Origin of the sequence: Streptomyces rapamycinicus NRRL 5491 (assembly GCF_024298965.1) — a bacterium.
In the GTDB taxonomy this organism is placed as follows: Bacteria; Actinomycetota; Actinomycetes; order Streptomycetales; family Streptomycetaceae; genus Streptomyces; species Streptomyces rapamycinicus.
On sequence record NZ_CP085193.1, the window covers coordinates 9,296,722 to 9,320,866 of the forward strand.

The window sequence follows — 24,145 nt, forward strand, 5'->3', positions numbered from 1 at the left end:
TCACCGTTTGGTTTACGCCAAACCGATCGGGGCAGGCGCGCCCCCGGAGCGAACCCGTTCAGTGATTCAACTATTGGATTCAACTATTGCGGCGGTCAGCGGTCCGATGCCGTACCGCTCCACGACCCGCCGGCGGGGGTGGCGGGTCGTTTTTTGGTGCGATCTGAGAGGTACATGTGGCCAAATTGCGAGCCGAGCACCTGTACAAGGTGTTCGGCAGACGACCCGATGAGGCGGTGGCGCAGCTGGAAGGCGGCGCGGACCGCGAGGAGCTCCGAGCGAACGGTACGACCGCAGCGGTCATCGATGCCTCCTTCGCCGTCGAGGCGGGCCAGATCTTCGTCGTCATGGGTCTGTCCGGGTCCGGCAAGTCCACCCTGCTGCGGATGCTGAACGGGCTGCTGGAGCCGACCGCGGGGCGCGTGCTCTTCGACGACGACGACCTGACCGCGCTCACCCCCAGGGGTCTGCGCGAGGTCCGGTCCCGCAAGATCAGCATGGTCTTCCAGCACTTCGCCCTCTTCCCGCACCGCAGCGTCCTGGAGAACGCCGCCTACGGCCTCGAGGTGCAGGCCGTGCCGCGCGAGGAGCGCATCCGGCGCGCCACCGAGGCGCTGGAGCTGGTGGGCCTGGCCGGCTGGGAGAAGTCCTGGCCCGACGAGCTCTCCGGCGGTATGCAGCAGCGCGTCGGCCTCGCCCGGGCCCTGGCCACCGACGCCGACATGCTGCTGATGGACGAGTCCTTCAGCGCGCTGGACCCGCTGATCCGCCGCGATATGCAGGATCAGCTGCTCCAGCTCCAGAAGCGGCTCAAGAAGACCATCGTCTTCATCACCCACGACCTGAACGAGGCCATGCGGCTCGGCGACCACATCGCCGTGATGCGCGACGGCCAGATCGTCCAGATCGGCACCGCCGAGGACATCCTGGTCACCCCCGCCAACGACTACGTCGCCTCCTTCACCCAGGACGTGGACCGCAGCCGGGTGCTCACCGCCGGCGCGATCATGTCCGAGCCGGACGAGGTGCTGGGCACCAAGACCGACGACGGCACCACGCTCCGCACCGCGGAGGACGTGCTGGCCGCCGCGCCCGCCACCGTCACCGAGGGAACCCCGATCATCGAGCTGTTCCAGCCCTGCTCGCGCAGCGGCGTCGCGGTCGCCGTGATCGGCGACGACGGCGCGCTCACCGGCGTCGTCACCCGCGCCCGGCTGCTCGCCGCCCTCGGCGAGCCGGACGGCGGGCCCGACGGGGCCCAGCCGCCGTCCGGTGGCTCTCCGGACGCGCCCGAGACCACCAAGAAGGTGATCACCGGTGCCTAGGCTTCAGCTCGGCGACTGGATCAACTCCGGCGTCAACTGGCTCCGAGACAATCTGAGCTGGCTCTTCGACTTCATCTCCAGCGTCGTCCAGGGCATGTACGACGGGTTGAACACGGTGCTCAGCGGCCCCGAGCCGCTGCTGCTCGCGGGCATCCTGGCGCTGCTCGCCTGGTGGCTGCGCGGGCTGCTGCCCGCCGTGCTCGCCTTCCTGGGATTCGCCCTCATCGACTCGATCGAGTTGTGGGGCGAGGCGATGAACACCCTCGCACTGGTGCTGGTCGCCGGTGTGATCACCATCGTGTTCGCGGTGCCGCTCGGCATCTGGGCCTCGCGCAACCGCGCGGTGAGCGCCGTGATCCGTCCGGTGCTGGACTTCATGCAGACGATGCCCGCCTTCGTCTACCTGATCCCCGGCATCTTCTTCTTCGGCCTCGGGGTGGTCCCCGGTGTCGTCGCCACCGTCATCTTCTCGATGCCTCCGGGCGTCCGCATGACGGAGCTGGGTATCCGGCAGGTGGATGCGGAGCTGGTCGAGGCGGCCGACGCCTTCGGCACCCATCCGCGCCGCACCCTGATGCGCGTCCAGCTTCCGCTGGCCCTGCCCACCATCATGGCGGGCGTCAACCAGGTGATCATGCTGGCACTGTCCATGGTCGTCATCGCCGGTATGGTCGGCGCCGAGGGCCTGGGCTCCACCGTCTTCCAGGCGATCAGCTCCGTCGACGTCGCCATGGGCTTCGAGGGCGGCATCGCGGTGGTCATCCTGGCCATGTACCTGGACCGGATGACCAGCGCGCTCAATCAGCGCGTCTCCCCGCTGGCCCGCCGCGCGCTGGCCAAGGAGAAGGTCAAGGCGCTCAGCGGTCTGAAGGTGCTGCACTGGCGCCCCGCGACCTCCGTCGCCATGGTCGGCGTGGTCGTCCTGGCGCTGGTCGCCGGCGGCATGAGCATGTTCGGCAGCGACGACGAGGGCCCCAAGGTCTCCGCCAACGTCGGCAAGGGCCAGTCGGTCAACATCGGCTACATCAACTGGGACGAGGGCGTCGCTTCCACCTTCCTGTGGAAGGAACTCCTGGAGCAGCGCGGCTTCAAGCCCAAGGTGCAGTCGTACGACGTCGGCGCGCTGTACACCGGTATGGCCGCGGGCAACATCGACTTCGAGACGGACTCCTGGCTGCCCACCACCCACGCCTCGTACTGGTCGAAGTACAAGAGCAAGCTGGAGAACCTCGGCTCCTGGTACGGCCCCACCTCCCTGGAGGTCGCGGTCCCCTCGTACGTCAAGGGTGTGAAGACCCTTGAGGACCTCGAGAAGAAGTCCAGCACCTTCAAGAAGAAGATCGTCGGCATCGAGCCCGGTGCCGGTGAGATGAAGCTGATGCAGGACAAGGTCATGCCGGGCTACGGGCTGAACAAGAACTTCAGCCTGGTCAAGGGCTCCACCGCGGCCATGCTCTCGCAGCTGGACCGCTCCTACTCCAAGAAGGAGCCGATCGCGGTCACCCTGTGGTCCCCGCACTGGGCGTACGACAAGTACAAGCTCACCAAGCTGAAGGACCCCAAGGGCGCCTTCGGCAAGGGCGACCGCATCGACTCCCTCGCGCGCAAGGGCTTCTCCAAGGAGAACCCGCAGGTCGCCAAGTGGATCAAGAACTTCAAGCTGGACGAGAAGCAGCTCACCAGCCTGGAGTCGGCCATCCAGGACGCCGGTAAGGGCAAGGAGCAGCAGGGCGTGCGCGCCTGGCTGAAGCAGAACCCGGGCATCGCCAACAAGCTCGCCCCGGTGCCCGGCGGCGCCGACCAGAAGGGCAAGGACGCGGGCGCCGCGCCGATGATCGGCTACTTCCCGTGGGACGAGGACATCGCCACCACCTACCTGTGGAAGAACGTCCTCGAACGGCGTGGCTACAAGCCGGAGATCAAGCAGTACGACGTCGGCTCGATGTTCACCGGTATGAGCACCGGACAGGTCGACGTCGAGTTCGACGGCTGGCTACCGGTCGCCCAGAAGCAGTACTGGGACAGATACAAGAAGAACCTGGTCGACGTCGGGTCGTGGTACGACAAGACCTCTCTGGAGATCGCGGTGCCGTCCTACGTCAAGGACGTGAAGTCGCTCGCCGACCTCAAGGGGAAGTCCGGCACCTTCGACGGCAAGATCGTCGGTATCGAACCCGGGACCGGTGAGATGAAGCTCCTGAAGGGCAAGGTGCTCAAGGAGTACGGCCTGGACAAGGAGTACAAGGTCAGTGACGGCTCCTCGCCGGCGATGCTGGCCGAGCTGGAGCGGTCGTACGCCAAGAAGGAGCCGGTGGCCGTGGTCCTGTGGACCCCGCACTGGGCCTACAGCAAGTACAAGCTGACCAAGCTCGCCGACCCGAAGAAGGCGTTCGGGGCCAGCAACCAGCTCCACACTCTCGCCAACAAGTCCTTCCCGAAGAAGTTCCCCGAGTTCAACGGGTGGCTGAAGAAGTGGCACATGACCGAGAAGGAGCTGGCGAGCCTGGAGCAGGCCATCCAGGACGCCGGTAAGGGCAACGAGGAGAAGGGCGTCCAGAAGTGGATGGACGCCCACCCCGGCATCGTCGACAAGATGGCGCCGGTGGCTTCCTGACCCACCGTCCGCACCACACACACCGCGGCCCGGAGCGCATGCTCCGGGCCGCGGTGCCGTGCTGTGCGGGCGGTGCCGCGCAGCGGGGCGGAAAACCGGATGACGGCCTGGGAGGCGGCCCCCTACTGTCGTATCCGTGAACGCACCTCCCGGTGCGAAGACGACGGTTACTTCGGTCGATTTGGGTTCGATTCCTGAAACACTCCGCCCGGTGCGGGGTGGGAAACACACCGTCGTCGACTGTGATCTCGGGAGGCGCGCGCACGGCATCGGAGCGCCTGGTGCGCGGGCCGCGGTTACTTCCCTTCCAGAACGGTCCGCCGCCCACTCCTGACCTCAGGCGCTGCCGACGCACCGGCGCGCCGCCTCCTCCCAATGCCCACTCGGGGGAGAGGCATGACCGCATGACCAAGTTCAACCGCGTCCTCCGGCGCACCAGGGCCACGACGACCACCTACGAGGGCGGCGCCGCCGTCACCCGCGACAGCAAGTCCGAACTGGTGCTGCTGGCCGTGGTGAACATGGCCGGCGAGCAGACCTTCTACGAGCCCTCCGGCGACCGCGACGACCGCTTCCGCACTCTCGTCCGCACCGTCGCCGTCGAGGACGCCGACTGGACCGCCCGTTTCATCGGCTGGCTGCGCGCCGAGGCCCTCATGCGCACCGCGGCGCTGGTCGCCGCGGCCGAGGCCGTCGCGGCACGTCTCGCGGCCGGGCTGCACGGCGGCAACCGTCCCATCGTCGCCGCCGCGTGTCTGCGCGCCGACGAGCCCGGTGAGTTCCTCGCCTACTGGACCGCCCACCACGGCCGCGCGCTGCCCAAGCCGGTCAAGCGCGGCCTCGCCGACGCCGTCCGCCGCCTCTACTCCGAGCGCTCGCTGCTCAAGTACGACACCGAGAGCCACGGCTTCCGCTTCGCCGACGTCCTGGAACTGGTGCACGCCGCCCCGGACCCCGACAAGCCGTGGCAGAGCGAGCTGTTCCGGCACGCCATCGACCGCCGCCACCAGCGGGACGCCGCGCCCCCGGTCTCGCTGCGCACCCTGCGCGCCCGCGCCCGGCTGACGGCCCTGCCGCAGTGGGAGCGCCGCGCCGTGCTGGAGCGGCCGGACGCCGCCGACGCGCTCCGTACGGCGGGCATGACGTGGGAGGCGCTCGCGGGCTGGCTTCAGGGGCCGATGGACGCCCCGGCCTGGCAGGCCGTGCTGCCCTCCATGGGCTACATGGCGCTGCTGCGGAATCTGCGCAACTTCGACCAGGCCGGGCTGCCGGACGCGGTCGCCGAACGGTTCGCGGCACGGCTGGCCGACCCGGCGGAGGTGGCCCGCTCCCGCCAGTTCCCGTACCGCTTCCTGTCCGCGTACCGGGCCGCGCCGTCGCTGCGCTGGGGCCACGCCCTGGACCGGGCGCTGACCGCGTCCACGGCGGCCGTCCCGGCGCTGCCGGGCCGCACCCTCGTGCTCGTCGACACCTCCGGCTCGATGCAGACGCAGGTCTCGAGCCGCTCCCAGGTGCGCCATGTGGACGTCGGCGCGCTCTTCGGGGTCGCGCTCGCGCACCGCGGCTGCCAGGTGGACCTGGTCGGCTTCGCCTCCGGGCACTTCGGCCACCGGCTGACCCCGGGCGGCTCGGTGCTCCGCGACATCGAGGCGTTCTGCGGGCGGATCGGCGAGGTCGGGCACGGCACGGAGACGGGTGCGGCGCTGCGGGCGGCCTACCGCGGCCATGACCGGGTGGTGATCGTCTCGGACATGCAGGCGTTCGCGGAGGCGCGCCGCGGCCGGTCCGCTCCGGTCTCGGAGGCCGTCCCGGCGCGGGTGCCGGTGTTCGGCGTCAACACCACCGGCTACGCGGCCACGTCCATCGACACCGGCCGGCCGAACCGGTACGAGATCGGCGGCTTCAGCGACAAGCTGTTCACGATGGTCGGGCTGCTGTCGGAGGGCTGCGGCGGCGACGGCGGCGACGGTGGGGGCCATGGCGGCCATGGCGGCCATGGCGGCCGGACCGTCTGGCCGTGGGAGACGCCGCAGGAGGCGGCGTAGGGGGTCGGGCGGTGGGGCGGCGGGGCATTGGGGCGGCCGAGGGACATGGGAGCGCGGCCGTTGGGGCGCGTGGGTATCGGGGCGGCCGGGCGCATGGCTGGATACGCCTCGTCGCGCCGTACGGTGGGGCGATGAGCACTCGTACCCCTGTACGGCGCGTGGTGTCCCTCGTGCCCTCGCTCACCGAGGCCGTCGCCGCCACCGCGCCGGAGCTGCTGGCCGGGGCGACGGACTGGTGCACCCATCCGCCCGGCCTCACCGCGGAGCGGATCGGCGGCACCAAGAACCCCGACACCGCCCGGATCGCCGCCCTCGCCCCCGACCTCGTGATCGCCAACGAGGAGGAGAACCGCCCCTCCGACCTCGCCGCGCTGCGCGCCGCCGGTCTCGACGTCCTGGTGACCGAAGTGCGCACCCTGGAACAGGCGTTCACCGAGCTGGAACGGGTCCTGGTGCGCGGCTGCGGACTGGCCCGGCCCGGCTGGCTGGACGAGGCCGAGGCCGCCTGGGCGGACGCACGGGCCGGTGGCACGGTGCGGCACGCCGTCGTACCGGTGTGGCGGCGTCCGTGGATGGTGCTGGGCCGGGACACCTTCGCCGGGGACGTCCTGGCCCGGCTGGGCGTACGGCACCTCTACAGCTCGCATCCCGAGCGCTATCCCCGGATCCCGATCCAGGAGCTGACGGCGGGGGAGGCGGATCTGGTGGTGCTGCCCGACGAGCCGTACCGCTTCACGGCCGACGACGGCCCCGAGGCGTTCCCCGGCCTCCCGGCGGCCCTGGTCAGCGGCCGTCACCTCACCTGGTACGGCCCCTCGCTGGCGGAGGCGCCCGCCGTCCTTACGGCCGCGTTGTCGGCGGCGCGCTGACCGTAAGGGGCCGGGGGCGGTCTGGGGGAAGACGATCCGGCCCGCCCTCACCGGCCCGGACCAACCTCACCGGACATCTTCACCGGAACACTTCCAACGGAGGACCGTTGCTGAACGTCATCGCCGTACCCATGGACCCCGAGGCGGCCCGAGCGGTCCGCGACCACTCCGACGCGCTGATCGCCGCCCCGCTGCCGGACGACGCCGAGGTACGGGGCGACTGGGTCCGCGCGCCCGGCGCACGCGGCGGCGCGGTGATCTATGTGCACGGCGGCGGGTTCGCCCACACGATGCCCGAGGCCGAGCGGGTGATGACCTACCGGCTGTCGAAGGCGACCGGACGCCCCGCCCTGCGGGTGGACTACCGGCTGGCGCCCGAACACCCCTTTCCCGCGGCCCTCGAGGACGTGCTGGCCGCCTGGCGCGGCGTGCTGGACGACGGCGTCCCGGCCGCCGAGGTCGTCCTCGCCGGGGAGTCGGCCGGGGCCACGCTGGTGCTCTCCGCCCTGCTGGAGATCCAGCGGACCGGAGGCCCGCGGCCCGCCGCCGCGATCGCCGTCTCACCCATCACCGACTTCGCCCTTACGGGTGCGTCGATCGCCGCCAACGACGGTAAGGACGTGCTGAGCCGGGCGGTGCTCGGCTCCGTCAGCGCCCAGTACCTGGCCGACGCGCCCGCCGACCGGGCCCCGCAGTCGCCGCTGTACGGGGATCTACGTGGGCTGCCGCCGCTGCTGATCGCCGCGGGTACGGACGAGGTGCTCCTGGACGACGCCCGCCGCTTCGCCGAGGCGGCCGACGCCGCCGGGGTGAGCGTGCGCCTGGAGGAGTACGAGGGCATGCGGCACGCCTTCCACCTGTCCGAGCCGGGCGAGGTACTGCTGGACCGGATCGGCCGGTGGCTCGCCGACCCGGTCCGCGTCTTCACCGTCAGCGACCCGGAAGCGGGTCCCTACGCGCTCACCGGCGGCCCCGACGGCGCCCTGTGGTTCACGCTGGTCCACCAGGGCGCGATCGGCCGCAGGGACGCCGACGGCCGGATCACCGTCCACTCCGTCGGAGCCAAGCCGACGATGATCGCCCAAGGGCCCGATGGCGCCCTGTGGTTCAGCGAGTACGGCACCCACCGCATCGGCCGGATCGAGGCGGACGGCACGACCTCCTCCTTCGCCCCGCCGACCGCCGACGGCGGGCCGTACGGGATCGCCGCGGGCCCGGACGGGGCCATATGGTTCACGCTGTCGGCCGCCGACCGCATCGGGCGGATCACCATGGACGGCGGCATCACCGAGTACCCCGCGCCCGGAGCCTTCCCGTCCGCCATGGCGGCGGGGCCCGACGGCGCCATGTGGTTCACCCTCAACCAGGGCAACGCCATCGGCCGGATCGCCATGGACGGCCATACGACCGCCCACCCCCTGCCCACCGAGGCCGCCGCGCCGGTGGGCCTCGCCCAAGGGCCGGACGGCGCCCTGTGGTTCACCGAGATCGGCGCGGGCCAGATCGGCCGCGTCACGGTGGACGGAACCGTCACCGAGTACCCGCTGCCCGACCGGCAGGCCCGGCCGCACGCCATCACCAGCGGCCCGGACGGGGCGCTGTGGTTCACCGAATGGGGCCGCGGCGGGGTCGGACGCATCACCACGGACGGCCGGATCACGGCGTACGACCTGCCCCGAGCCGACTGCGAACCGCACGGAATCGCCGCGCACGACGGCGCGCTGTGGTGCGCCCTGGAGACGGGAGCACTGGCCAGGCTCGACGTCCCCCGGTGACCTTTCCGCACACCTGGCTCGACATGGCCGAGGGCCGGGCATGGCCGAGGGCCGGGCGGGGCCGGGCGGGGCGGCGCGGGCCGGGCCGGGCCGGGGGCCGAAGCCCCCGCCCCCCCCCCCCATCACCCTCAGCCGTCCACCGAGCAGCAGGAGTCACGCCGCAGCAGCCGTCCCACCTCCAGCCACTCATCCGCCGACTTCCCGTGCGGTGCCGCCGCGGCACCGGCCCCCGGGAAGGACTCGACCAGCTCGCGCTGCTCGTACGGCATCCCGCCCCGCAACACCGACACCGTCCGTACCAGCGAGTCGAAGTCCGTGAAGGGATCGCCGTCCACGACCGTCAGGTCCGCCAGCTTGCCGACCTCCAGGGTGCCCAGGTCGCGGTCGGCGCCGAAGGCCCGTGCCGGGAGGACGGTCGCCGTGCGCAGCGCCTCCTCCGGCGACAGCCCGAACCGGTGCAGGGCGCGCAGCGCCATGTGCAGATGGAGGCCCACCGGCACCAGCGGCTGGTCCGTCCCCAGGGCCACCACCCCGCCCCCGGCGAGGATCCGCTGGTAGACCCCGATCTCTATGCGCAGCGTGGCCAGTTGGTCCGAGGTCGGGGGCGTCCCGGCGAGCTGCTGTACGAGCGCGGTGTCCCACGGCGGCATCAGCCGGGTGACCCGCTCGTCCTCCGCCAGCGAGGGATCCGCCCCGACCAGGGGCGAGGCCGTGAACGGCGTGGCGATGAGCCGGAAGTCGGAGGTCGCGGTGTAGATCTCCGTCAGGTCCTGCTGGGAGTGCCCGGTCGCCGTCGTGGCGTGGCCGTACTCCAGCCGCTGGGTGGCCTGCAGATGCGTCGTCAGGTCCTGCCCGAGCTGTATGCCGGGTGAGCACAGATGGCTGCCGGTGCGCACACCGAGCCGCTCATGCGCGAACCGGGCCGCCTCCTCCATGATCCAACCCGGCGCGCGCACATAGGTCTTGACGAAGTCCCAGTCGAGCGCGGCGCCGCGCGCCAGAGAGCGCCGCAGACCGTCGCGGGTGCGATGCGCCCGGCCCATGCTGTACGCGACGCGCGGCCCGTCCAGCAGCTCGCCGGTGGCCAGCAGCCGCGGCCCGGCCAGGGCGCCCGCCGCGACGGCCTCCCTGAGGCGCGCCTGCTCATAGGCGAACCCGCCGAGGGAGACCGCGGTGGTGATGCCGTACGCGAGCTGCAGCGCGGTCTGACGGCCGCCATAGGTGTACTGCCAGGGGTGGGTGTGGGCGTCCCACAGCCCGGGGATCACGGTGCGGCCGGAGGCGTCGACGCGCCGCTTCGCGGGCCGCCCGGCCCGGTGTGCCTCCACGGCCGCGATGCGTCCGCCGCGCACCACGATGTCCACGTCCTCGCGGACCGTGCCGCCCTTACGGCCGTCACGACCGGCGCCGCCGCCCTCGTCGCCGGTGCCGTCCCAGAACCGCCCGGCGTGGACGACGGTGTCCGCGGGGCGCGGCCGCCGGTGGTCCAGCGGGACACGGACCGTCCGGGCGGTGCCGCTCCTGACGTCCAGCAGCCGCAGCCGGCCGGCCGAGAGATACAGGACGCTGCGGGAGTCCCCGGACCAGGAGGGGTGATCGGCGGCCTCGTCGGTCAGCCGGCGCGGCGCGCCGTCGGGGGTGCCATCCGCCCTCACCGGCAGCAGCCACAGGGCGGACTCGACGATGAGCGCCATATGGCGGCCATCGGGGGACCAGACCGGCCCGGAGTCATAGCGGTCGGAGAGGGAGGTATGCGGTGCGACGGCGTGCTGCCTGGCCGCACCCGTGCTGATGTCGATCACCCGGATCAGGTTGTAGCCCTCGCGGAACCGCTGGTTCAGGCGATTGCGATCGCACAGGGCGACATGGCGCCCGTCGGGCGACCAGCTCGGCCGGCCCGGCAGCCCTCCGGCGCCCATCGGCGCGGCGAGCACCCGTTCCGTACCGGCGTCGAGGTCGCGCAGGACCAGGTTTCCCGACATGTCGACACTGACGAGCCGCTTGCCATCGGGGGAGAGCGCCGGATGCACCCGGCCGCCGGAGGTCAGCACGGTCTCCTCGCCCGAGGCCAGGTCCCGGCGGCGCACGGCCAGCAGCCCGTCGCGGTCGTCGGCGTACACCAGGGCGCGCCCGTCGGGCGTCCAGGTGGGGGCCAGCAGATAGCGGGTGGGGGCCGCCCGTACGACCCGGCGCGGGGCCCGGCCGCCGGAGACATCGGCGACCCAGAGGGAGTTGAGGGCGGCGAAGGCCACCTTACGGCCGTCGGGAGAGAGCGCGGGCAGATGCAGCCCGCGCACCGGCCGCACCCCGCCACCGTCGAAGTCGTACCGCTTGACGCGATACCGGGGCCGGTCGACGGGGAGGGTGGCGGAGAAGGGGATCTCCTCGTAGGCAAGCGCCTTACGGTCGGCATCAGCACCGGCCCGCCCGGCCCGGGCAGCGCTCTCACCGGCAGCCTCTCCGTCTCCGTCGGCGCCGGACCGCATGGCCGAAGGCACCCGGAACACCCGGAACCGCCCGTCCACCGTGAGCAGCAGCTCATCCCGCGACACCCAACGGGGCGGCACGGGCTGCACATCGCCCGTGATCGCCACCGGCTCCCCGTTCACGACCAGCACGCAGGAGGCGGCGGGAGCGGCCGTGGTGCGCAGATAGGCGAGATGGCCGCCCGCCGACACGGACGGGGTCATCACCTGGGCGTCGGCGGTGGGATCCGTGCGCTCGGTCGTGACGGGCCCGGTGCCGTCGGCCCGTACGGAGGCGACCGTACGGGCGTTCAGCGCCGTCCCGGCGAGCGCGCCGCGCACGAACAGCACCCGCTCGCCGTCCGCGGACCAGGTGGGGTCGAAGTCCTCCCAGGCGCCGTCCTGGAGCGGCCCGTCCTGACCGTCCACCCCGGTGAGCCGGGTGAGCTCACCACTGGCCACCTCCAGCACCCAGATCCGGTACGGGCTGCCCGCCACGGGGTCGCCGCCGCGCTCGGAGGCGAAGGCGATCCGGGTGCCGTCGGGCGACCACGCCGGGCCGCGGTCATCCCACGGACCGTCCGTTCGCTGCCGCAAACCGGAGCCGTCGGGGCGCAGCGTCCAGATGTGGAATCCGCCACCCCGGTAGGCGCAGACGGCCAGCAGCTTTCCGTCGGGGGAGTGCACCGGCCGGGTGGGCTCCAGATCGGCCGGTGTGAGCGCGACGGCCTCGCCGCCCTTACGGGCGACCGACCACAGGACGTTCTGGACCTCGGCGATCAGGCGGTCGCCGGATGGGGAGAGGGTCGCCGCGCCGTTGGTGGCGGCCGTGAAGGAGAGCGAGCCCGTCCGGGCCGGTGCGGCGGCGGCCGCCTCGAAGGGCAGGGTGGCCGCGGTGGCGGCGGCGGTCCCTACGGCGGTGGTCCCCACGGCGGCGGCCTGCAGAAAGCGCCGCCGCGACAGGGCGAAGACAGCCGCCGAGGCGGGTGAGCCGGAAGCGCCGGTCGAATCAAGCGAGGTGGGCGAACCGGAAGCGCCTTCCGAACCGGGGGAGTTGGGGGAGCTGGTGGATAGCGAAGCGTCGTGCGAGTCCAACGGTCCTCCTGGAGCAAGGGAGTTGTATGGATCGGCAGTCGATACGCGGTACCAAGCGGTTGATCGTTACACACCCCGAGCTCCGGAGGACAGGACCGCGTCGACGCCCTTGGCTTGCGGGCCGGGCAAAGGGAGAGTGGGCTTCCACTCGCACTAGATCCATCCGCATCAGATCGATTCGCATCAGATCGATTCGAGCCAGGAGATGAGACGGCATGCCCGACGGCGGTATCACCCACCGCACCGACCAGCTGCCCATGCCCGACGGCGCGCGGGTCGTGACCTACAGCTGGCTGCCGGAGAACGGCGCCGTGCGCGCGATCGTCCAGATCGCCCATGGCGCCGCGGAGCACGCCCGGCGCTACGACCGGTTCGCCCGCTTCCTCGCCGCCCACGGCTATGCGGTGGTCGCCTCGGACCACCGCGGCCACGGAGCCACCGCCGAGTCGACGGGCGGCTTCGGTGTCGTGGGCGAGGAGGGCGACGGCTGGCGGGCGATCGTCTCGGACCTGCGCGCCATCGGTGAACGCGCGCGGGCCGCGCACCCCCGTGCGCCCCTGGTCCTGCTCGGCCACAGCATGGGCTCGATGCTGGCCCGCGACTGCGCCCAGGAGTACGGCGAGGAGCTGACCGGGCTGATCCTCTCCGGGACCTTCCGCTCACTGCCGGGGACCGAGACCGAGGAGGCGCTGACGGGCATCGCCCAGGAGATCGCGGAGCGGGGCCGGAACGCGCGGTCCACCTTCACCCCGACCCTCTTCGCCTCGTTCAACGACCCGTACGAGCACATCCAGGACCGGACCGGCTTCGAGTGGCTGTCGCGCGACGCGGCGGAGGTGGCCACGTACGCGGGGGACGAGCGGTGCGGCTTCGCGTTCAGCGCCGGGCTGTCCCAGGACTGGGTCCGTGGCGTCCGTAAGATCAACGACCCGCGCCACCAGGCCCGCACCCCGGCCGCGCTGCCGGTTCATGTGGCGGTGGGCACCGAGGACCCGTGCAACCAGGGGATGACGCTCGTCTACGAACTCCTGGAGGACTTCCGTTACGGCGGCACGCGGGAGCTGACCTGGAAGGGATACCAGGGGGCCCGGCACGAGATCCTGAACGAGACCAACCGGGACGAGGTCCAGCAGGACCTGCTGACCTGGCTGGAAAAACACACCTGAACCACCGCCCCGGCTCGAAGCCGACCCGCCCCTCACCGCAGGAATGCGGAGATCCGCTCGCGCAACCCCACCGGATCCAGCCCCTGCCCCGCGAGATGCTCGTCGATCGTGCCGTAGCGGCGCAGCTCGCGCCGGGGAATGCCCAGGCCGAGCACCCGATGCGGGCGATCGGCGAGCGCGTCGTTCACGGCGGCGGTCGAGGTGCCCTCGAGATAGGGCTCGACCAGTACGACATCGACGCCGCCCGCCGCCGCTCCGGCGGTGGCACGCACCGCCCGCTCATCGAAGGGCCGCACAGTCGTGGCGTAGAGCACGGTGACGTCCAGCCCCTCGACGGCCGTAAGGACGCCATCGAGCATCGGCCCGACCGCGATCACCACACCGCGGCGCCCCTCCCGTACGGTCAGGAAGCCGCCGGGGGCGATGTCCCGCGGGGCGGAGTTGGAGTGCGCCGACAGCCGTACGTACACCGAGTCGTCACCGGCCGCGGCCGCGTCCCGCAGCAGGGTCTCGGCCTCGTCCGGATGGCCGGGCACATGGACGGTCCAGCCGTCGAGCGTGTCCAGCAGGGCCACATCGCCGGGCGCCATATGGGTGTAGCCGCCCGCCGGCCAGTCGTACGAACCTGCCGCGCTCACCAGCACCCCGCCCACGCCCTGATGCCCGAAGTCCAGCTTGACCTGCTCAAAGGGCCGCTCGACCAGAAAGCTGGCGAAGGTGTGCAGAATCGGCCGCATCCCGGTCAGAGCCAGTCCACCGCCGACACCGATCAGCAGCTGCTCGCGGATGCCGACATTGACCACCCGGTCGGGATGCGCCCGGGCCGCGTCCGTGAAGCCATCCTTGCCGATCTCGGCCAGCACGACCGCCAGCCGGGGATCGTCGTCCAGAAGACGGGAGACGACGGAGGCGAAACGCTCACGCATGGTGTCCATGAGAACAGTCCCTTTCACACTCGAATCGCGTCAGACCTTGGCCTCGACCCGGGCCACCACGACATGCGGCCGCCCCGGGTGCGGCGCGGTGTACGCCTCGTACAGCGCCTCGTGATCACGCCCGTCGACGGTCGCCGTGGACCACCCGGCGGCCTCGAAGCGCGCGGCGATACCCCCGGGCCGCCCATGGCTGGCGGAGCCGTTGTCCACAACGACCGCGTGCAACCGCTCCAGCCCCACGGCCCCGGCGTACGCGATCGCCTCGTGATTACTGCCCTCGTCCAGCTCGGCATCGCCGACGAGCACCCACACCGCCGCCCCGGAGAGCCCCCGCGCCCGCAACCCGAGCGCACTCCCCACAGCCAACGGCAACCCATGCCCGAGCGACCCACTGCTGATCTCGACCCCCGGCACCAGCACCCGATCCGGATGGTGCCCCAGCGGCGAGTCATACGCCCCGAACCCTGCCAGCAGCGACTCGGGAAAGAACCCCTTGGCGGCAAGCACGGCGTAGTACGCCATCGGCCCATGCCCCTTGGACAGCAAAAACCGATCCCGCCCCGGCGCATCCACCCCCTCCGCCGAAACTCGCAGCACACGGTCGTAAAGCACCCAGACCACGTCCAGCGTCGAGGTGGCGGCCGGCCCGTGCTTCTCGTCCCCGGTCATCAGACTCATCAGCCGAGGAAGATCGTCGTACCCATACCCGGTGTGAACGTCGGTGAAGGTCATGCTCCGAGCGTGCAACTTAAACCAAACTTCAAGTCAACCCCCCATCGACACCACCCACCTGTCACCCCCGGTAACACTACGCAATGCCCCGACCCCACCAGGTGAACACCCCAGCTGGTCCCGCCGGACTCCCGATCTCCCCCGGGGTGGCAGCGACCACCCCCTGAAGTGCGGTATTGTTCTTCATGCGCGGTCGGCGAGGGAAAGCCCAAGCCGAACGAGCACCGGGACGTGGCGCAGCTTGGTAGCGCACTTGACTGGGGGTCAAGGGGTCGCAGGTTCAAATCCTGTCGTCCCGACCAGCGTTTTCGCAGGTCGGAGGCCGTTTTTCCAGAGATGGAGAGGCGGCCTTCTTTGTGTTTTGCGGCGTGGTGGTCGCGTGGTGGTCGCACGCACGCCTTGTGGTGTGGAGGCGCTGGGTGAACTGGCGGCCGGGGCGGCGAAGTAGGGCAGCGTGAGGCGTGTCCGGTGTCCGTTCGGGTGGTCGCGGTGTGGTCGCAGCCAGGCGGGCCAGTGGGGGGGGCGGTCTGCGGTGGGGTCGGCTTGGGCGAGTGCGGTGTCGATGGCGTCTACGGCGTCGTGGGCGGCTTGCTGGGTGAGGTGGCTGTAGAGGTTGGCGGTGGTGGAGAGGGTGGAGTGCCGCAGGGTTTTGGAGACGACGGTGAGCGGGGTGCCTGCGGTGATGGAGAGGGTGGCGGCGAGGTGTCGCAGGTCGTGCAGGGTGATGCGGGGGACCCCTGCTTCTTTGGCGTGTCGGCGGAAGCGGTCCAGGACGGTCTGAGGCCGTAGCGGGCGGCCGTCGGGTCGGCAGAAGACCAGTCCGGTGAACGGGTCGTCGGAGCGGTCAGACAGTACTGAATCCGGGGCTTCGGCTGCGCGGCGTGTGAGTGCGGCTGCCACGCGCGGGGAGATGGCGACCCAGTTCTTGCTGCTGCGGGTCTTTGGTGAGGTGATGACGAGGCGGGCGTTGTTGATGGCTGAGAGGGTGTAACGGACGTAGAGTACCCCTTCGTTAAGGTGGACATCGTGCCAGTGGAGGGCGAGCGCTTCCCCTTTGCGCATGCCGGTGCCGATGAGGAGTTCGCACAGATCCGCGATGAGTGGGTCGGTGTGGTGGCAGTAGTGCAGGAAGCGGGTTGCTTCCTCGGCTGTCCAGATCCGTCGCTCGGCCGCCGCCGGGCGGGGCAGGACGGCGGGGCGTGCGGGGTTGTGGGTGAGGCGGAGCTGGCGGACGGCGTCGCCCAGGGCGCTGGAGAGGGTGGCCAGGCACCGGTAGACGGTCACTTGGCCACGGCCTGCGGCCAGCTGGGTGTGAACGAATCCGGCGATGTGGCGGTGGCCGAGCTCGTCCAGCTTGAGCGCGCCCAGGGCGGGGATGAGGTCGCCGGTGACGTAGTCGCGATCGCGGGCGAGAGTGGTCGGCTTGAGCACGTACGCCTTCGTCTCCAGCCAGGCAGAGAGGTAGTCGGCGACGGTCTGGTTGGGGTCGCCGTTGAACCCGCCGGCCTCGCCCTCGAGGATTCGTTGCAGCGCGGCCTGGGCGGCGTTCTGGGTGGGGAAGCCGCCGCGGCGGATGGTGGTGCGGCGGTGGTCGGGGGAGGGGAGGTCGACGGCGAAGGTCCAGCTGCCGTGGTCACAATCGGTTGCCAGTCGCGGGCAGCGGGTTCCGATCTGGTGGCGGCGTGCGTCGCGGCAGCCACAGCGCCGGTAGACACGTCCACGGTGGGTGACGGAGCGCATGGTGATCGCCTCCTGGGTTGGCGCGATGTGCCGACGATCCCAGTCTCCGCCGACGGGCACACCACGCGATCACCTCAGGCTCCACAGGCCTCTGAGCTGGGTGTTCCCCTTGTCGTGGCCACAAGAGCGGGGCGGTAGCAGTCGGTGCTTCGATGATCGATTACCCTGCTCACAAATAGTGTGCCAAGCAGTGCGCGCAGTCTGGCGACGTCGAGCAGGCCCTTCTAGGGTCACGTTGTGGAGTGGGCGACTTTGGCCAGTGCTGCTGCGGGTGCTGTCATAGCGACGGCATCGGGCGCGTTCTTCGATCGCCATCGGTGGCGGCGGGAGCGGAGGGCCCATCTCTTGGAGGTTCGCCGAACGCTGTACGGCGAGTATCTGACCTGCTTATCGAAGGCGCGCAACGCGTTTCGCCTCCTCGCTCGAGACCATGAGCTTGGGTCGCTGGAGCGAGAGAGGGCGGCGCGGGAAAGGTTCGCATCGTGCTACGAACTGCGCTACCAGATGACGATCACCGCGTCAGCGCCCGTGGTTGAGGCATCCGAGGAGACCTTCCGGCGGCTTCGGGACGTGCGGGACCTCGCCGCGGCTGGTGTGCTCGCGGGCGATGAGGCTTACTCGGGAGGCCGGGGCGCATACGAGGGGGCGCTCACTCGGCTACGCCTGGCCATGCGAGCCGAACTTGGGTCAGATCAGTAGTCGACTGGCAGTGGTCTGGCCGCCGAGCGCATGATGCAAGAGTATTGAGGCGGGGGTGATGTTGTGTCTCGTCGTCCGTGGGTGCGCCGGAACGTCGGTGAACAGCGGTTGTGGGTGTGGATGCCGTATCAGGAAGGTTCCAACCGGCGCTGGATTCTGGAAGAGCTGGGAGAACGGATACGCCCGGAGTGGAACAACGCGATGACGCAGGGGCGGTGGGAGATCGCTCGTCCTCACCTGCGCACAATCGTCTCCGCGCTCGCAGAACGCTTCGGTGAGGTGGACGTATACCTGCAGTTCTCCGCCACGGAACGGTGCGACACACGCTGCCGGGATGCCGCCGGGGACGACTGCACATGCTCCTGTATGGGGGAGAACCACGGCGGAGCCGCGTACTGGCGAAACTGGATGCTCGTAGGAGAAACGACACTGGTCGACGTTGCCCGGAAAGAACGGCACTTGCTCGTGCGGAGTCGTTCATGACTTCGAACATCTCGCACATTCCGGGCCGGACTTCGACTATGGCGGGAAGCCGACATTGTGGACCGCATACTCGGACTCATCAGCCACGCTGCCAACCCACGTCACCTGGACCCGTCTGACCGCCCTGAACCGCCCCGGTTCGAGCGACCGCGGTCGACGAGTGGGTTCGGTGCAGACCTCCGACCAGGGCGGATGACATTCTCGGCAAGCGCACCCTTGATCAGGCGCGAGGCTCTTCCGCCGCACCCGTAGGGAATAGGACGTGCCTTCCGGGCCGCTGCTACTGCCCCAGCCGACGCTGGTCGCTACGCTCCAACCTTGCTGCTCCCGCATCTGCTTGGCGAAGGTGTCCAAGTTTCGGATCTCGCACCCGCACTTCATGGTGAGGCGGATGCTGATGTACGGGCTGCGAGGGTTGGTGTTGTAGGCCACCTCCTCGGTCCACTCCACGTCGTGGACATGCTCGCTGAGCCCGGTGCGATTCTGGTCGTGCTTGATCCCATGTGCCTTGGCGTACTCGTCGAGGTCGTCGATCAGGAAGAGGTCGCTCGACCACTGGGCTGGCCATACGGCGAACAGTCGGGACTTGCCCGCAACGGCCCGTTCGCATCCGGCCCGTGAGTCCTGTGGGGCTCGAATAATCGTCGCTCCTGGTCAAGCGGCATATCTGTACTCGTTGATCACGCAGCCGAGGATGCGGGTGCGCAGGAGTCTGTGGGGGGCCGGCTCCAGGACCGGAGGTGGTTGTCCGTGAGCTTGGGGAGGTAGTTGGCATCGGGCCCGGTGGGGGCGCGTTGTACAGCCTCTGGTACGTGGCCAGGACATGGCGCACGTGAGATTCGTCGAGAATGAGTATGTGGTCCAGGACCTCTCGGCGGAGGGTGCCGACCACGCGTTCGCAGTAGGCGTTGGCCTTAGGCGCGGATCGGTGTCTTGGTGATCTCGATGTCCTCGGCCTGGCGTCAAAGGCGTCGGTGTACTTGCTGTCGCGGTCTCGGATGAGGAAGCGCACCGAGTCCATGCGTATGCCCAGGTCGGTGGCGAGGTTGCGGTCTTGCTGGGTGGCCCAGGCCGCGGTCGGGTGTGTGGTGACGCTGGCGACGTGCAGGCGCCGGGTGCGGTGCTCGAGAAAGACCAGGGCGTTCAGGCGGTGCAAGCTGATGGTGTCGATGCGGAGGAAGTCGCAGGCGATGAGACCGATGGCCTGCGTTGAGAGGAACTCGCGCCAGGTTGGGCCAGTGTGGCGGGGTGCGGGATCGATTCCTGCGGTGTGGAGGATCTGGCAGATGGTGGAGGCGGCGATCGGGTGTTCGAGCCGGGCCAGTTCACGTTGAATCCAACGGTGGCCCCATCGGCTGTTCTCGTGGCGAGGCGCATTACGAGGTGCTTGATGGCGGCCTGTGTGGGCGGCCGTCCGGGACTGCGGCGTCGTCGGGAACAGCCCCATCGGCGGGCGACGAGCTTGCGGTGCCAGGCAAGCAGGGTGCTGGGGGGACAGGGAAGACCTTGAGCCAGTGGCACCGGGATATCGGCCCGGACAGGGCGGCGAACCAGAACCAGTCGGCAGGTTCGTAGCGAACTGGTCCGGCCAACTGGCGGCGCAGGACAGCTTTCTCGTGCCGCAGCACCAGCAGTTCCGCGTCCTTCGCCGTCCCGCGACGCAGGAGCACCGATGGAACCGTCAGCAGCTTCCGGGTCACCTTGTACGACAAGGACACGATCACGGAGGACATGATCCCAGCGGGCTGACCGCACCCCGCTCACCGGCGGTGATGACTTGAGCGGCACAAGGTCCTGGAGGGCTGCTGACGGGCTTCGGAGAGTCGGCGTCGAAGACGCTGAGGGCAGTCTTCCAGCGTGTGGTCCAGCGGGCCTCGCCTTACCGGTGCGGTCCGACAACATGACGGCCATGTAGACGCACTTCAGCGCGGCGGCCGTGTTCGGGAAGCGCCCGTGGGGCTGACCGCCCGCCGGATCCTGGGGGTTGCTCGCGGGGCAGTGATGTGGCGACCCCCTACGAGGCGTCCAGTACGATCAGCTCCGCGTTCCTACTCAGGCATGCTTTCCATGAGGGAGGAGAGGTCCTGTGCGATGTCTCCCTCATTCTCCTGCACCGATTGTGCGGCCCAGATCGTCTTTCCCCGCCTGGCATACCGAGTGCCCCAACTCCGGGTGAACTGCGCGACGAGCAGCAGACCGCGCCCTCCTTCGTCGGTGGTGCGCGCCCGGCGCAGATGAGGAGAGGTGCTGTTGCCGTCGGAGACCTCGCAGATCAGGGACTGGTCTCTGATGAGACGTAGTTGGACGGGGGCGGATCCGTAGCGGATGGCGTTGGTGACCAGTTCGCTGGCCACCAGTTCTGTGGTGAACGTGAGGTGTTCCAGGCCCCATTCAACGAGCTGCCGCCTGACCAGGGCGCGGACCCCGGCGACCTCTCTTGATTCACCGTGAAGGTCCCAAACGGCGAGGCGGTCCGGGCCCAATGTGCGCAGGCGCGCGACCAGCAGGGTTGCATCGTCATCGGGGGCGGTGGTGGTCATGGTCTCCACCACGGCGTCACATATGGCTTCAGGCGTGAGGTCGGGGCGAGCCAGCACGCTGCGCAGCCGCTCGGGGTTTGCGGCACCGCCGTCCCGGTGGTCGAGGAGCCCGTCGGTGTACAGGGCGAGCGTTCCGCCCTCCGGGAGGGCGATCTCGCGGGCCTCGAACGGCAGGCTGCTTGCTCCCAGGGGCGGGCCCACTGGCAGGTCGACGGCCTCCGGCTTGCCGCCAGGCGCCGCGAGGAGCGGGGGAGGATGCCCGGCGGAGGCCAGGACGCAGCGTAGCGAGATCGGGTCGTAGACGGCGTAGAGACAGGTGGAACCAGCCGCCGACGTATCGAACGCCACGCCGCCGCCGTCGACGCCACGGTCGGGGGCATCGGTTCGGCTGGGCACTCCCGTCACGCCATGGTCGCTGACGAAGCGGCACGCCTGGTCATTGAGGCGGTTGAGCAGTTCGTCCGGTTCCAGATCCAGATCCGCCAGCGTTCGCACGGCGGTGCGCAGTCGCCCCATGGTGACGGCGGCTTGCAGGCCGTCGCCCACGGCGTCGCCCATCACCAGGGCGACGCGGGCCCCGGAGAGCGGGATCACGTCGAACCAGTCCCCACCCAGCCCGTGCGGGCCGGAAGCGGGCATGTAGCGGGTGGCGACCTCCACTGCCTGCCGAGACTCGCTTCGCGGAAGCAGACTGCGCTGCAGCGCCAGGGCGGCGGCACGTTCGCACAGGTAACGGCGCGCGTTGTCGAGGCACGCTCCGGCACGGGCCGCCACCTGCTCCGCAAGGAGAAGGTCATCCTCCCCGAACGGCTCCGGACGCGACCAACGCGCGAAGACAACCGTGCCCAGAGTGATGCCCCGGGCGGATAGCGGCATGATCATCTGCGAACCGCCCCCCGGCTCCGGTTCACGGAGGAGGACCGGCGAACCTTGGGCGAGGATACGAGGGGGAATCGCGCAGGGGCCGTTCCCGGAGTGGTTCGCTCCGGCCTCTGGCCCCACGCTCTGGCAGGCGACCCGGCGCAGCACCGCGTCCGCGGCGACGGGCCCAGGGGCCAGCTCCGAGCCGTCGAGCACGCTTCCCAGCAGATCGACCTGGGCCGAGTCCGCGAATTCCGGCACGGCGGCGTCGGCCAGTTCGTCCGCCGTCTGGACGAGGTCCAGCTCATTGCCGATACGGCTGCTCATGTCATTGATCAGCGCCAACCGCTCACGCGCCCGGACCCGCTCGGTGACGTCGAGAATGACATGGCCTACCGCGAATGGCTCCCCCGCTGTGCTCACCAAGGGGAACAGTGACTCGGCCCAGACATGGTCGTCCTCATGTACCTGATCCGTACGCGGCCGTCCCGACTCCAGCACGTCACGCTGACGTCTCCGGATAGCCCCGCCCTCGGGACCGGGCATCGTGTCGCTGACGGTAAGTCCACGGCGACGGTCCGCGTCCGATAGGCCCGAGATACGTCGCAACTGAGCATTCTGCAACACGAAGTTCAGGTCGGAGTCGTACACACTGATGGCCACTGGCCCCTCGTCGAGCAAGGCGTCCATCAGAGCGCGCCGGTACCGCTGCTGCCTGTCGTTTCGACGATGCTTCCGCGAACGAGGCATTCGAAGCTCACCCCATTAGGAACAACCAGATGCGGACGCGAATCTGGCCCACCGGCCGGTGGGCGAAAGCGACCACCTGGAGCGTTTCCGCCCCTACTCCAGCGACAGCCGAACCGGTAGACCCCACCGTGCTGACCCCACCTTTTCCACAGCATACCCGCGGCGCTGCATCCGCTCCGCCGCCGGCTCGCCTGCTCAAGGGGGCGACGTGATCTCCGCCCGAGGAGCCGAGCGGCCGTGCAGATCATGACAAATCGCGGGGATGTCGTGAACGCGCGTCCGAGGGTGCGTGCGCACGATGAAGCGAACTCTTTGCTTTTAGGCTGGGGTCGCGCCTTTGGCGGGGCCGCCTCGGGGGTGGCTGTACCGGCCGTCGGCCGATCTGCCGCCGGTTGCGGCGCCGCACCTCAGGGCACGTGCGCGGCCGGGGGCTTCTTCCGTAGCACCTTCCCCGGCCTGTTCGCCGAGAACACGCCGTCACGGAGCACTGGACTGCCATTGACGAGGACATGGCGCACACCGCGGGCGTAGGAGAGCGGTGCCTCGTAGGTGGCGGTGTCCGTGATCGTCGCGGGGTCGAAGACCGTGATGTCGGCGACCATGCCCTCGGCCAGTGTGCCGCGGTCGGTGAGGCCGAGGCGTGCGGCAGGGAGTGCGCTCATCTTGCGCACGGCCTGTGACAGAGTGAGGACACCGCGATCCCGGGTGTACTGCGCCAGGGCGCGGGCGAAAGCTCCGAAGTGGCGCGGGTGCGGGTGTCCGCCGCCAGTCAGGTCCAGTTCCCATCCGTCGCTGACGACAGCGCTGTTCCGGTGACGCAGAACGGTCTCGACGTCGGCCTCGGACATCGCGTGGTTGACGATCCACACCTCCCCTCCGTGGCCGCGCAGCACGTCGAGGGAGACCTCAGCGGGGTGACGACCCTCGGCGGTGGCGATCTCCCGGATGGAGGAGCCCACCCACTCCGAGTAGCGGCCCGGAACCATGGCGGCGAGGACGGTGCCCTCGGGAAGGAAGGTGCGTCCGATCTTGGCGCGCAGTTCCGCGGCGATCGCCTCGCGTGTTTCCCGGTCCTCCAGTCGTGCGAGCAGCGCTTCCAGGCCGCCATCCAGCGCCCAGTCGGGCAGCCGGGAGGTGAGCCGGGTCGAGGACGCCGCGTACGGGTAGACGTCGCACGCCACGTCCAGACCTTCCGCGGCTGCGGAGTCGATGAGGGTGAGCGCTTCGTGCACCTTGCCGTGATTGGCCGGTCCCATGGCCTTGAGGTGTGAGATCTGCAGGCGAACGCCGCTGCGGCGGGCGGTCTCGAGGGCCTCGACAACGGCCTCGATGAGGTGATCCCCCTCGTCCCGCATGTGGGTGCTGTAGAGCAGTCCAGCCCGTCGCGCCTCGGTGGCGAGCAGCACGATCTCGTCGGTGTCGGCGAACGATCCGGGGGCGTATATCAGTCCGGTGGAGAGGCCGAACACGCCCTGCTCGGCGGCTTCGGCGAGCAGCTTGTGCATGGTGGCCGTCTCTTCGGATGTCGGGGGGCGCAGCTCCGTACCGAGGGCGGCGATGCGGAGGGTCGCGTGGCCGACCAACGCCGCGAGGTTGACGCGCGGGGCGGCCGCCTCCACTTCGCGGGCGAAGCCGTCGAAGTCCTCCCACGGCATCTCGGCGCTGCTGCTGCCTCCGCGGGCGAGCGTCGTGTCGTGTTCGTGGCGCCGCGCGGGGTTGATCGGAAAGGGAGATGTGCCGCAGTTGCCGGTGACGATGGTGGTCACGCCCTGCCGGATGCAGGATTCGGCAGCGGGCGCGTCACGTATCGTGAAGTCGGCATGCGAGTGCAGGTCAATGAAGCCCGGTGCGACCACCTGGCCGGCACAGTCGATCACCTCGCGGGCGGTGGCGCCGGACGGGGCGTCGCCGACGAACACAATCCTGTCGCCCCGGATACCGACATCCGCGCGCCGTCCGGGCTCTCCGGTGCCGTCCACGACGGTTCCCCCGACGGCGAGCACATCAAGCTCGAGCAACTCTTCTCCTCCATATGCGACGTGTGATGCAGG

Annotated in this window: 13 protein-coding genes, 1 tRNA gene and 2 pseudogenes; 9 read left to right on the forward strand and 7 right to left on the reverse strand. The window is 70.1% G+C overall.

Going from position 1 to position 24,145, the window contains the following annotated elements; all coding sequences use genetic code 11:
- The first annotated feature begins 176 nt into the window (after window positions 1–176).
- From LIV37_RS39165 to LIV37_RS39190, 6 genes and pseudogenes are all read left to right on the forward strand, one after another.
- Entirely contained in the window at window positions 177–1,325 is a 1,149-nt protein-coding gene (locus LIV37_RS39165) for a quaternary amine ABC transporter ATP-binding protein (RefSeq protein WP_020872601.1), read from the forward strand.
- Window positions 1,318–3,939 (forward strand): ABC transporter permease/substrate binding protein, encoded by a 2,622-nt coding sequence (locus LIV37_RS39170; RefSeq protein WP_020872602.1) that lies wholly within the window; start codon window positions 1,318–1,320, stop codon window positions 3,937–3,939. The genes LIV37_RS39165 and LIV37_RS39170 overlap by 8 nt, the downstream gene beginning before the upstream one ends.
- A 404-nt stretch (window positions 3,940–4,343) precedes the next feature.
- Window positions 4,344–5,984: a TROVE domain-containing protein gene (locus tag LIV37_RS39175; RefSeq protein WP_020872603.1), complete on the forward strand. Its 1,641-nt coding sequence runs from the start codon at window positions 4,344–4,346 to the stop codon at window positions 5,982–5,984.
- Between the two features lie 131 nt (window positions 5,985–6,115).
- Entirely contained in the window at window positions 6,116–6,853 is a 738-nt protein-coding gene (locus LIV37_RS39180) for a helical backbone metal receptor (RefSeq protein ID WP_121823990.1), read from the forward strand.
- A gap of 131 nt (window positions 6,854–6,984) precedes the next feature.
- A pseudogene (locus LIV37_RS39185) lies at window positions 6,985–7,698 on the forward strand (alpha/beta hydrolase); the annotation flags it as partial.
- Window positions 7,699–7,731: 33 nt separating this feature from the next.
- Window positions 7,732–8,628 carry a Vgb family protein gene (locus LIV37_RS39190; protein WP_420834389.1) on the forward strand — a complete coding sequence of 299 codons (897 nt, stop codon included), beginning with the start codon at window positions 7,732–7,734 and terminating at the stop codon, window positions 8,626–8,628.
- Window positions 8,629–8,756: 128 nt separating this feature from the next.
- Here the strand turns inward: LIV37_RS39190 and LIV37_RS39195 are convergent, their stop codons facing one another.
- Window positions 8,757–12,056: an amidohydrolase family protein gene (locus tag LIV37_RS39195; RefSeq protein ID WP_121825012.1), complete on the reverse strand. Its 3,300-nt coding sequence runs from the start codon at window positions 12,054–12,056 to the stop codon at window positions 8,757–8,759.
- 347 nt (window positions 12,057–12,403) lie between these two features.
- Here LIV37_RS39195 and LIV37_RS39200 point away from each other — a divergent pair, with 347 nt between their 5' ends.
- Window positions 12,404–13,354 carry an alpha/beta fold hydrolase gene (locus LIV37_RS39200; protein WP_020872607.1) on the forward strand — a complete coding sequence of 317 codons (951 nt, stop codon included), beginning with the start codon at window positions 12,404–12,406 and terminating at the stop codon, window positions 13,352–13,354.
- A 32-nt stretch (window positions 13,355–13,386) separates the two neighbouring features.
- Here the strand turns inward: LIV37_RS39200 and LIV37_RS39205 are convergent, their stop codons facing one another.
- Together LIV37_RS39205 and LIV37_RS39210 are read right to left on the reverse strand one after the other, a co-directional pair.
- Entirely contained in the window at window positions 13,387–14,289 is a 903-nt protein-coding gene (locus LIV37_RS39205) for a transketolase family protein (RefSeq protein ID WP_020872608.1), read from the reverse strand.
- A 30-nt stretch (window positions 14,290–14,319) separates the two neighbouring features.
- On the reverse strand, window positions 14,320–15,021 hold the full coding sequence (locus LIV37_RS39210) for a thiamine pyrophosphate-dependent enzyme (protein ID WP_020872609.1): 702 nt from the start codon (window positions 15,019–15,021) through the stop codon (window positions 14,320–14,322).
- Between the two features lie 225 nt (window positions 15,022–15,246).
- Between LIV37_RS39210 and LIV37_RS39215 the strand changes: the two genes are divergently transcribed.
- Window positions 15,247–15,323, forward strand: a tRNA-Pro gene (locus LIV37_RS39215).
- Here LIV37_RS39215 and LIV37_RS39220 read toward each other — a convergent pair.
- Complete coding sequence (locus LIV37_RS39220) at window positions 15,286–16,761, reverse strand: tyrosine-type recombinase/integrase (protein ID WP_121823989.1); 1,476 nt, start codon at window positions 16,759–16,761, stop codon at window positions 15,286–15,288. The genes LIV37_RS39215 and LIV37_RS39220 overlap by 38 nt on opposite strands.
- A gap of 1,635 nt (window positions 16,762–18,396) precedes the next feature.
- On the opposite strand from LIV37_RS39220, the gene LIV37_RS39225 reads away from it, so the two are divergent.
- Window positions 18,397–18,564: a hypothetical protein gene (locus LIV37_RS39225; RefSeq protein WP_158634858.1), complete on the forward strand. Its 168-nt coding sequence runs from the start codon at window positions 18,397–18,399 to the stop codon at window positions 18,562–18,564.
- 229 nt (window positions 18,565–18,793) lie between these two features.
- On the opposite strand, the pseudogene LIV37_RS52180 reads toward LIV37_RS39225, so the two are convergent.
- The 3 genes and pseudogenes from LIV37_RS52180 to LIV37_RS39240 form a co-directional block, all read right to left on the reverse strand.
- Window positions 18,794–18,964, reverse strand: a pseudogene (locus LIV37_RS52180) (integrase); the annotation flags it as partial.
- A 1,027-nt stretch (window positions 18,965–19,991) separates the two neighbouring features.
- Window positions 19,992–22,025 (reverse strand): SpoIIE family protein phosphatase, encoded by a 2,034-nt coding sequence (locus tag LIV37_RS39235; RefSeq protein ID WP_254807138.1) that lies wholly within the window; start codon window positions 22,023–22,025, stop codon window positions 19,992–19,994.
- Between the two features lie 476 nt (window positions 22,026–22,501).
- Window positions 22,502–24,112, reverse strand: coding sequence for an N-acyl-D-amino-acid deacylase family protein (locus LIV37_RS39240; protein WP_020872614.1), 1,611 nt, complete (start codon window positions 24,110–24,112; stop codon window positions 22,502–22,504).
- Window positions 24,113–24,145 lie beyond the last annotated feature (33 nt).

Excerpts from the sequence above, each read along its gene's own strand:
- LIV37_RS39180 (WP_121823990.1), top strand. The coding sequence starts at position 6,116 with ATGAGCACTCGTACCCCTGTACGGCGCGTGGTGTCCCTCGTGCCCTCG.
- LIV37_RS39200 (WP_020872607.1), top strand. The coding sequence starts at position 12,404 with ATGCCCGACGGCGGTATCACCCACCGCACCGACCAGCTGCCCATGCCC.
- LIV37_RS39205 (WP_020872608.1), bottom strand. The coding sequence starts at position 14,289 with ATGGACACCATGCGTGAGCGTTTCGCCTCCGTCGTCTCCCGTCTTCTG.
- LIV37_RS39210 (WP_020872609.1), bottom strand. The coding sequence starts at position 15,021 with ATGACCTTCACCGACGTTCACACCGGGTATGGGTACGACGATCTTCCT.
- LIV37_RS39220 (WP_121823989.1), bottom strand. The coding sequence starts at position 16,761 with ATGCGCTCCGTCACCCACCGTGGACGTGTCTACCGGCGCTGTGGCTGC.
- LIV37_RS39175 (WP_020872603.1), top strand. The coding sequence starts at position 4,344 with ATGACCAAGTTCAACCGCGTCCTCCGGCGCACCAGGGCCACGACGACC.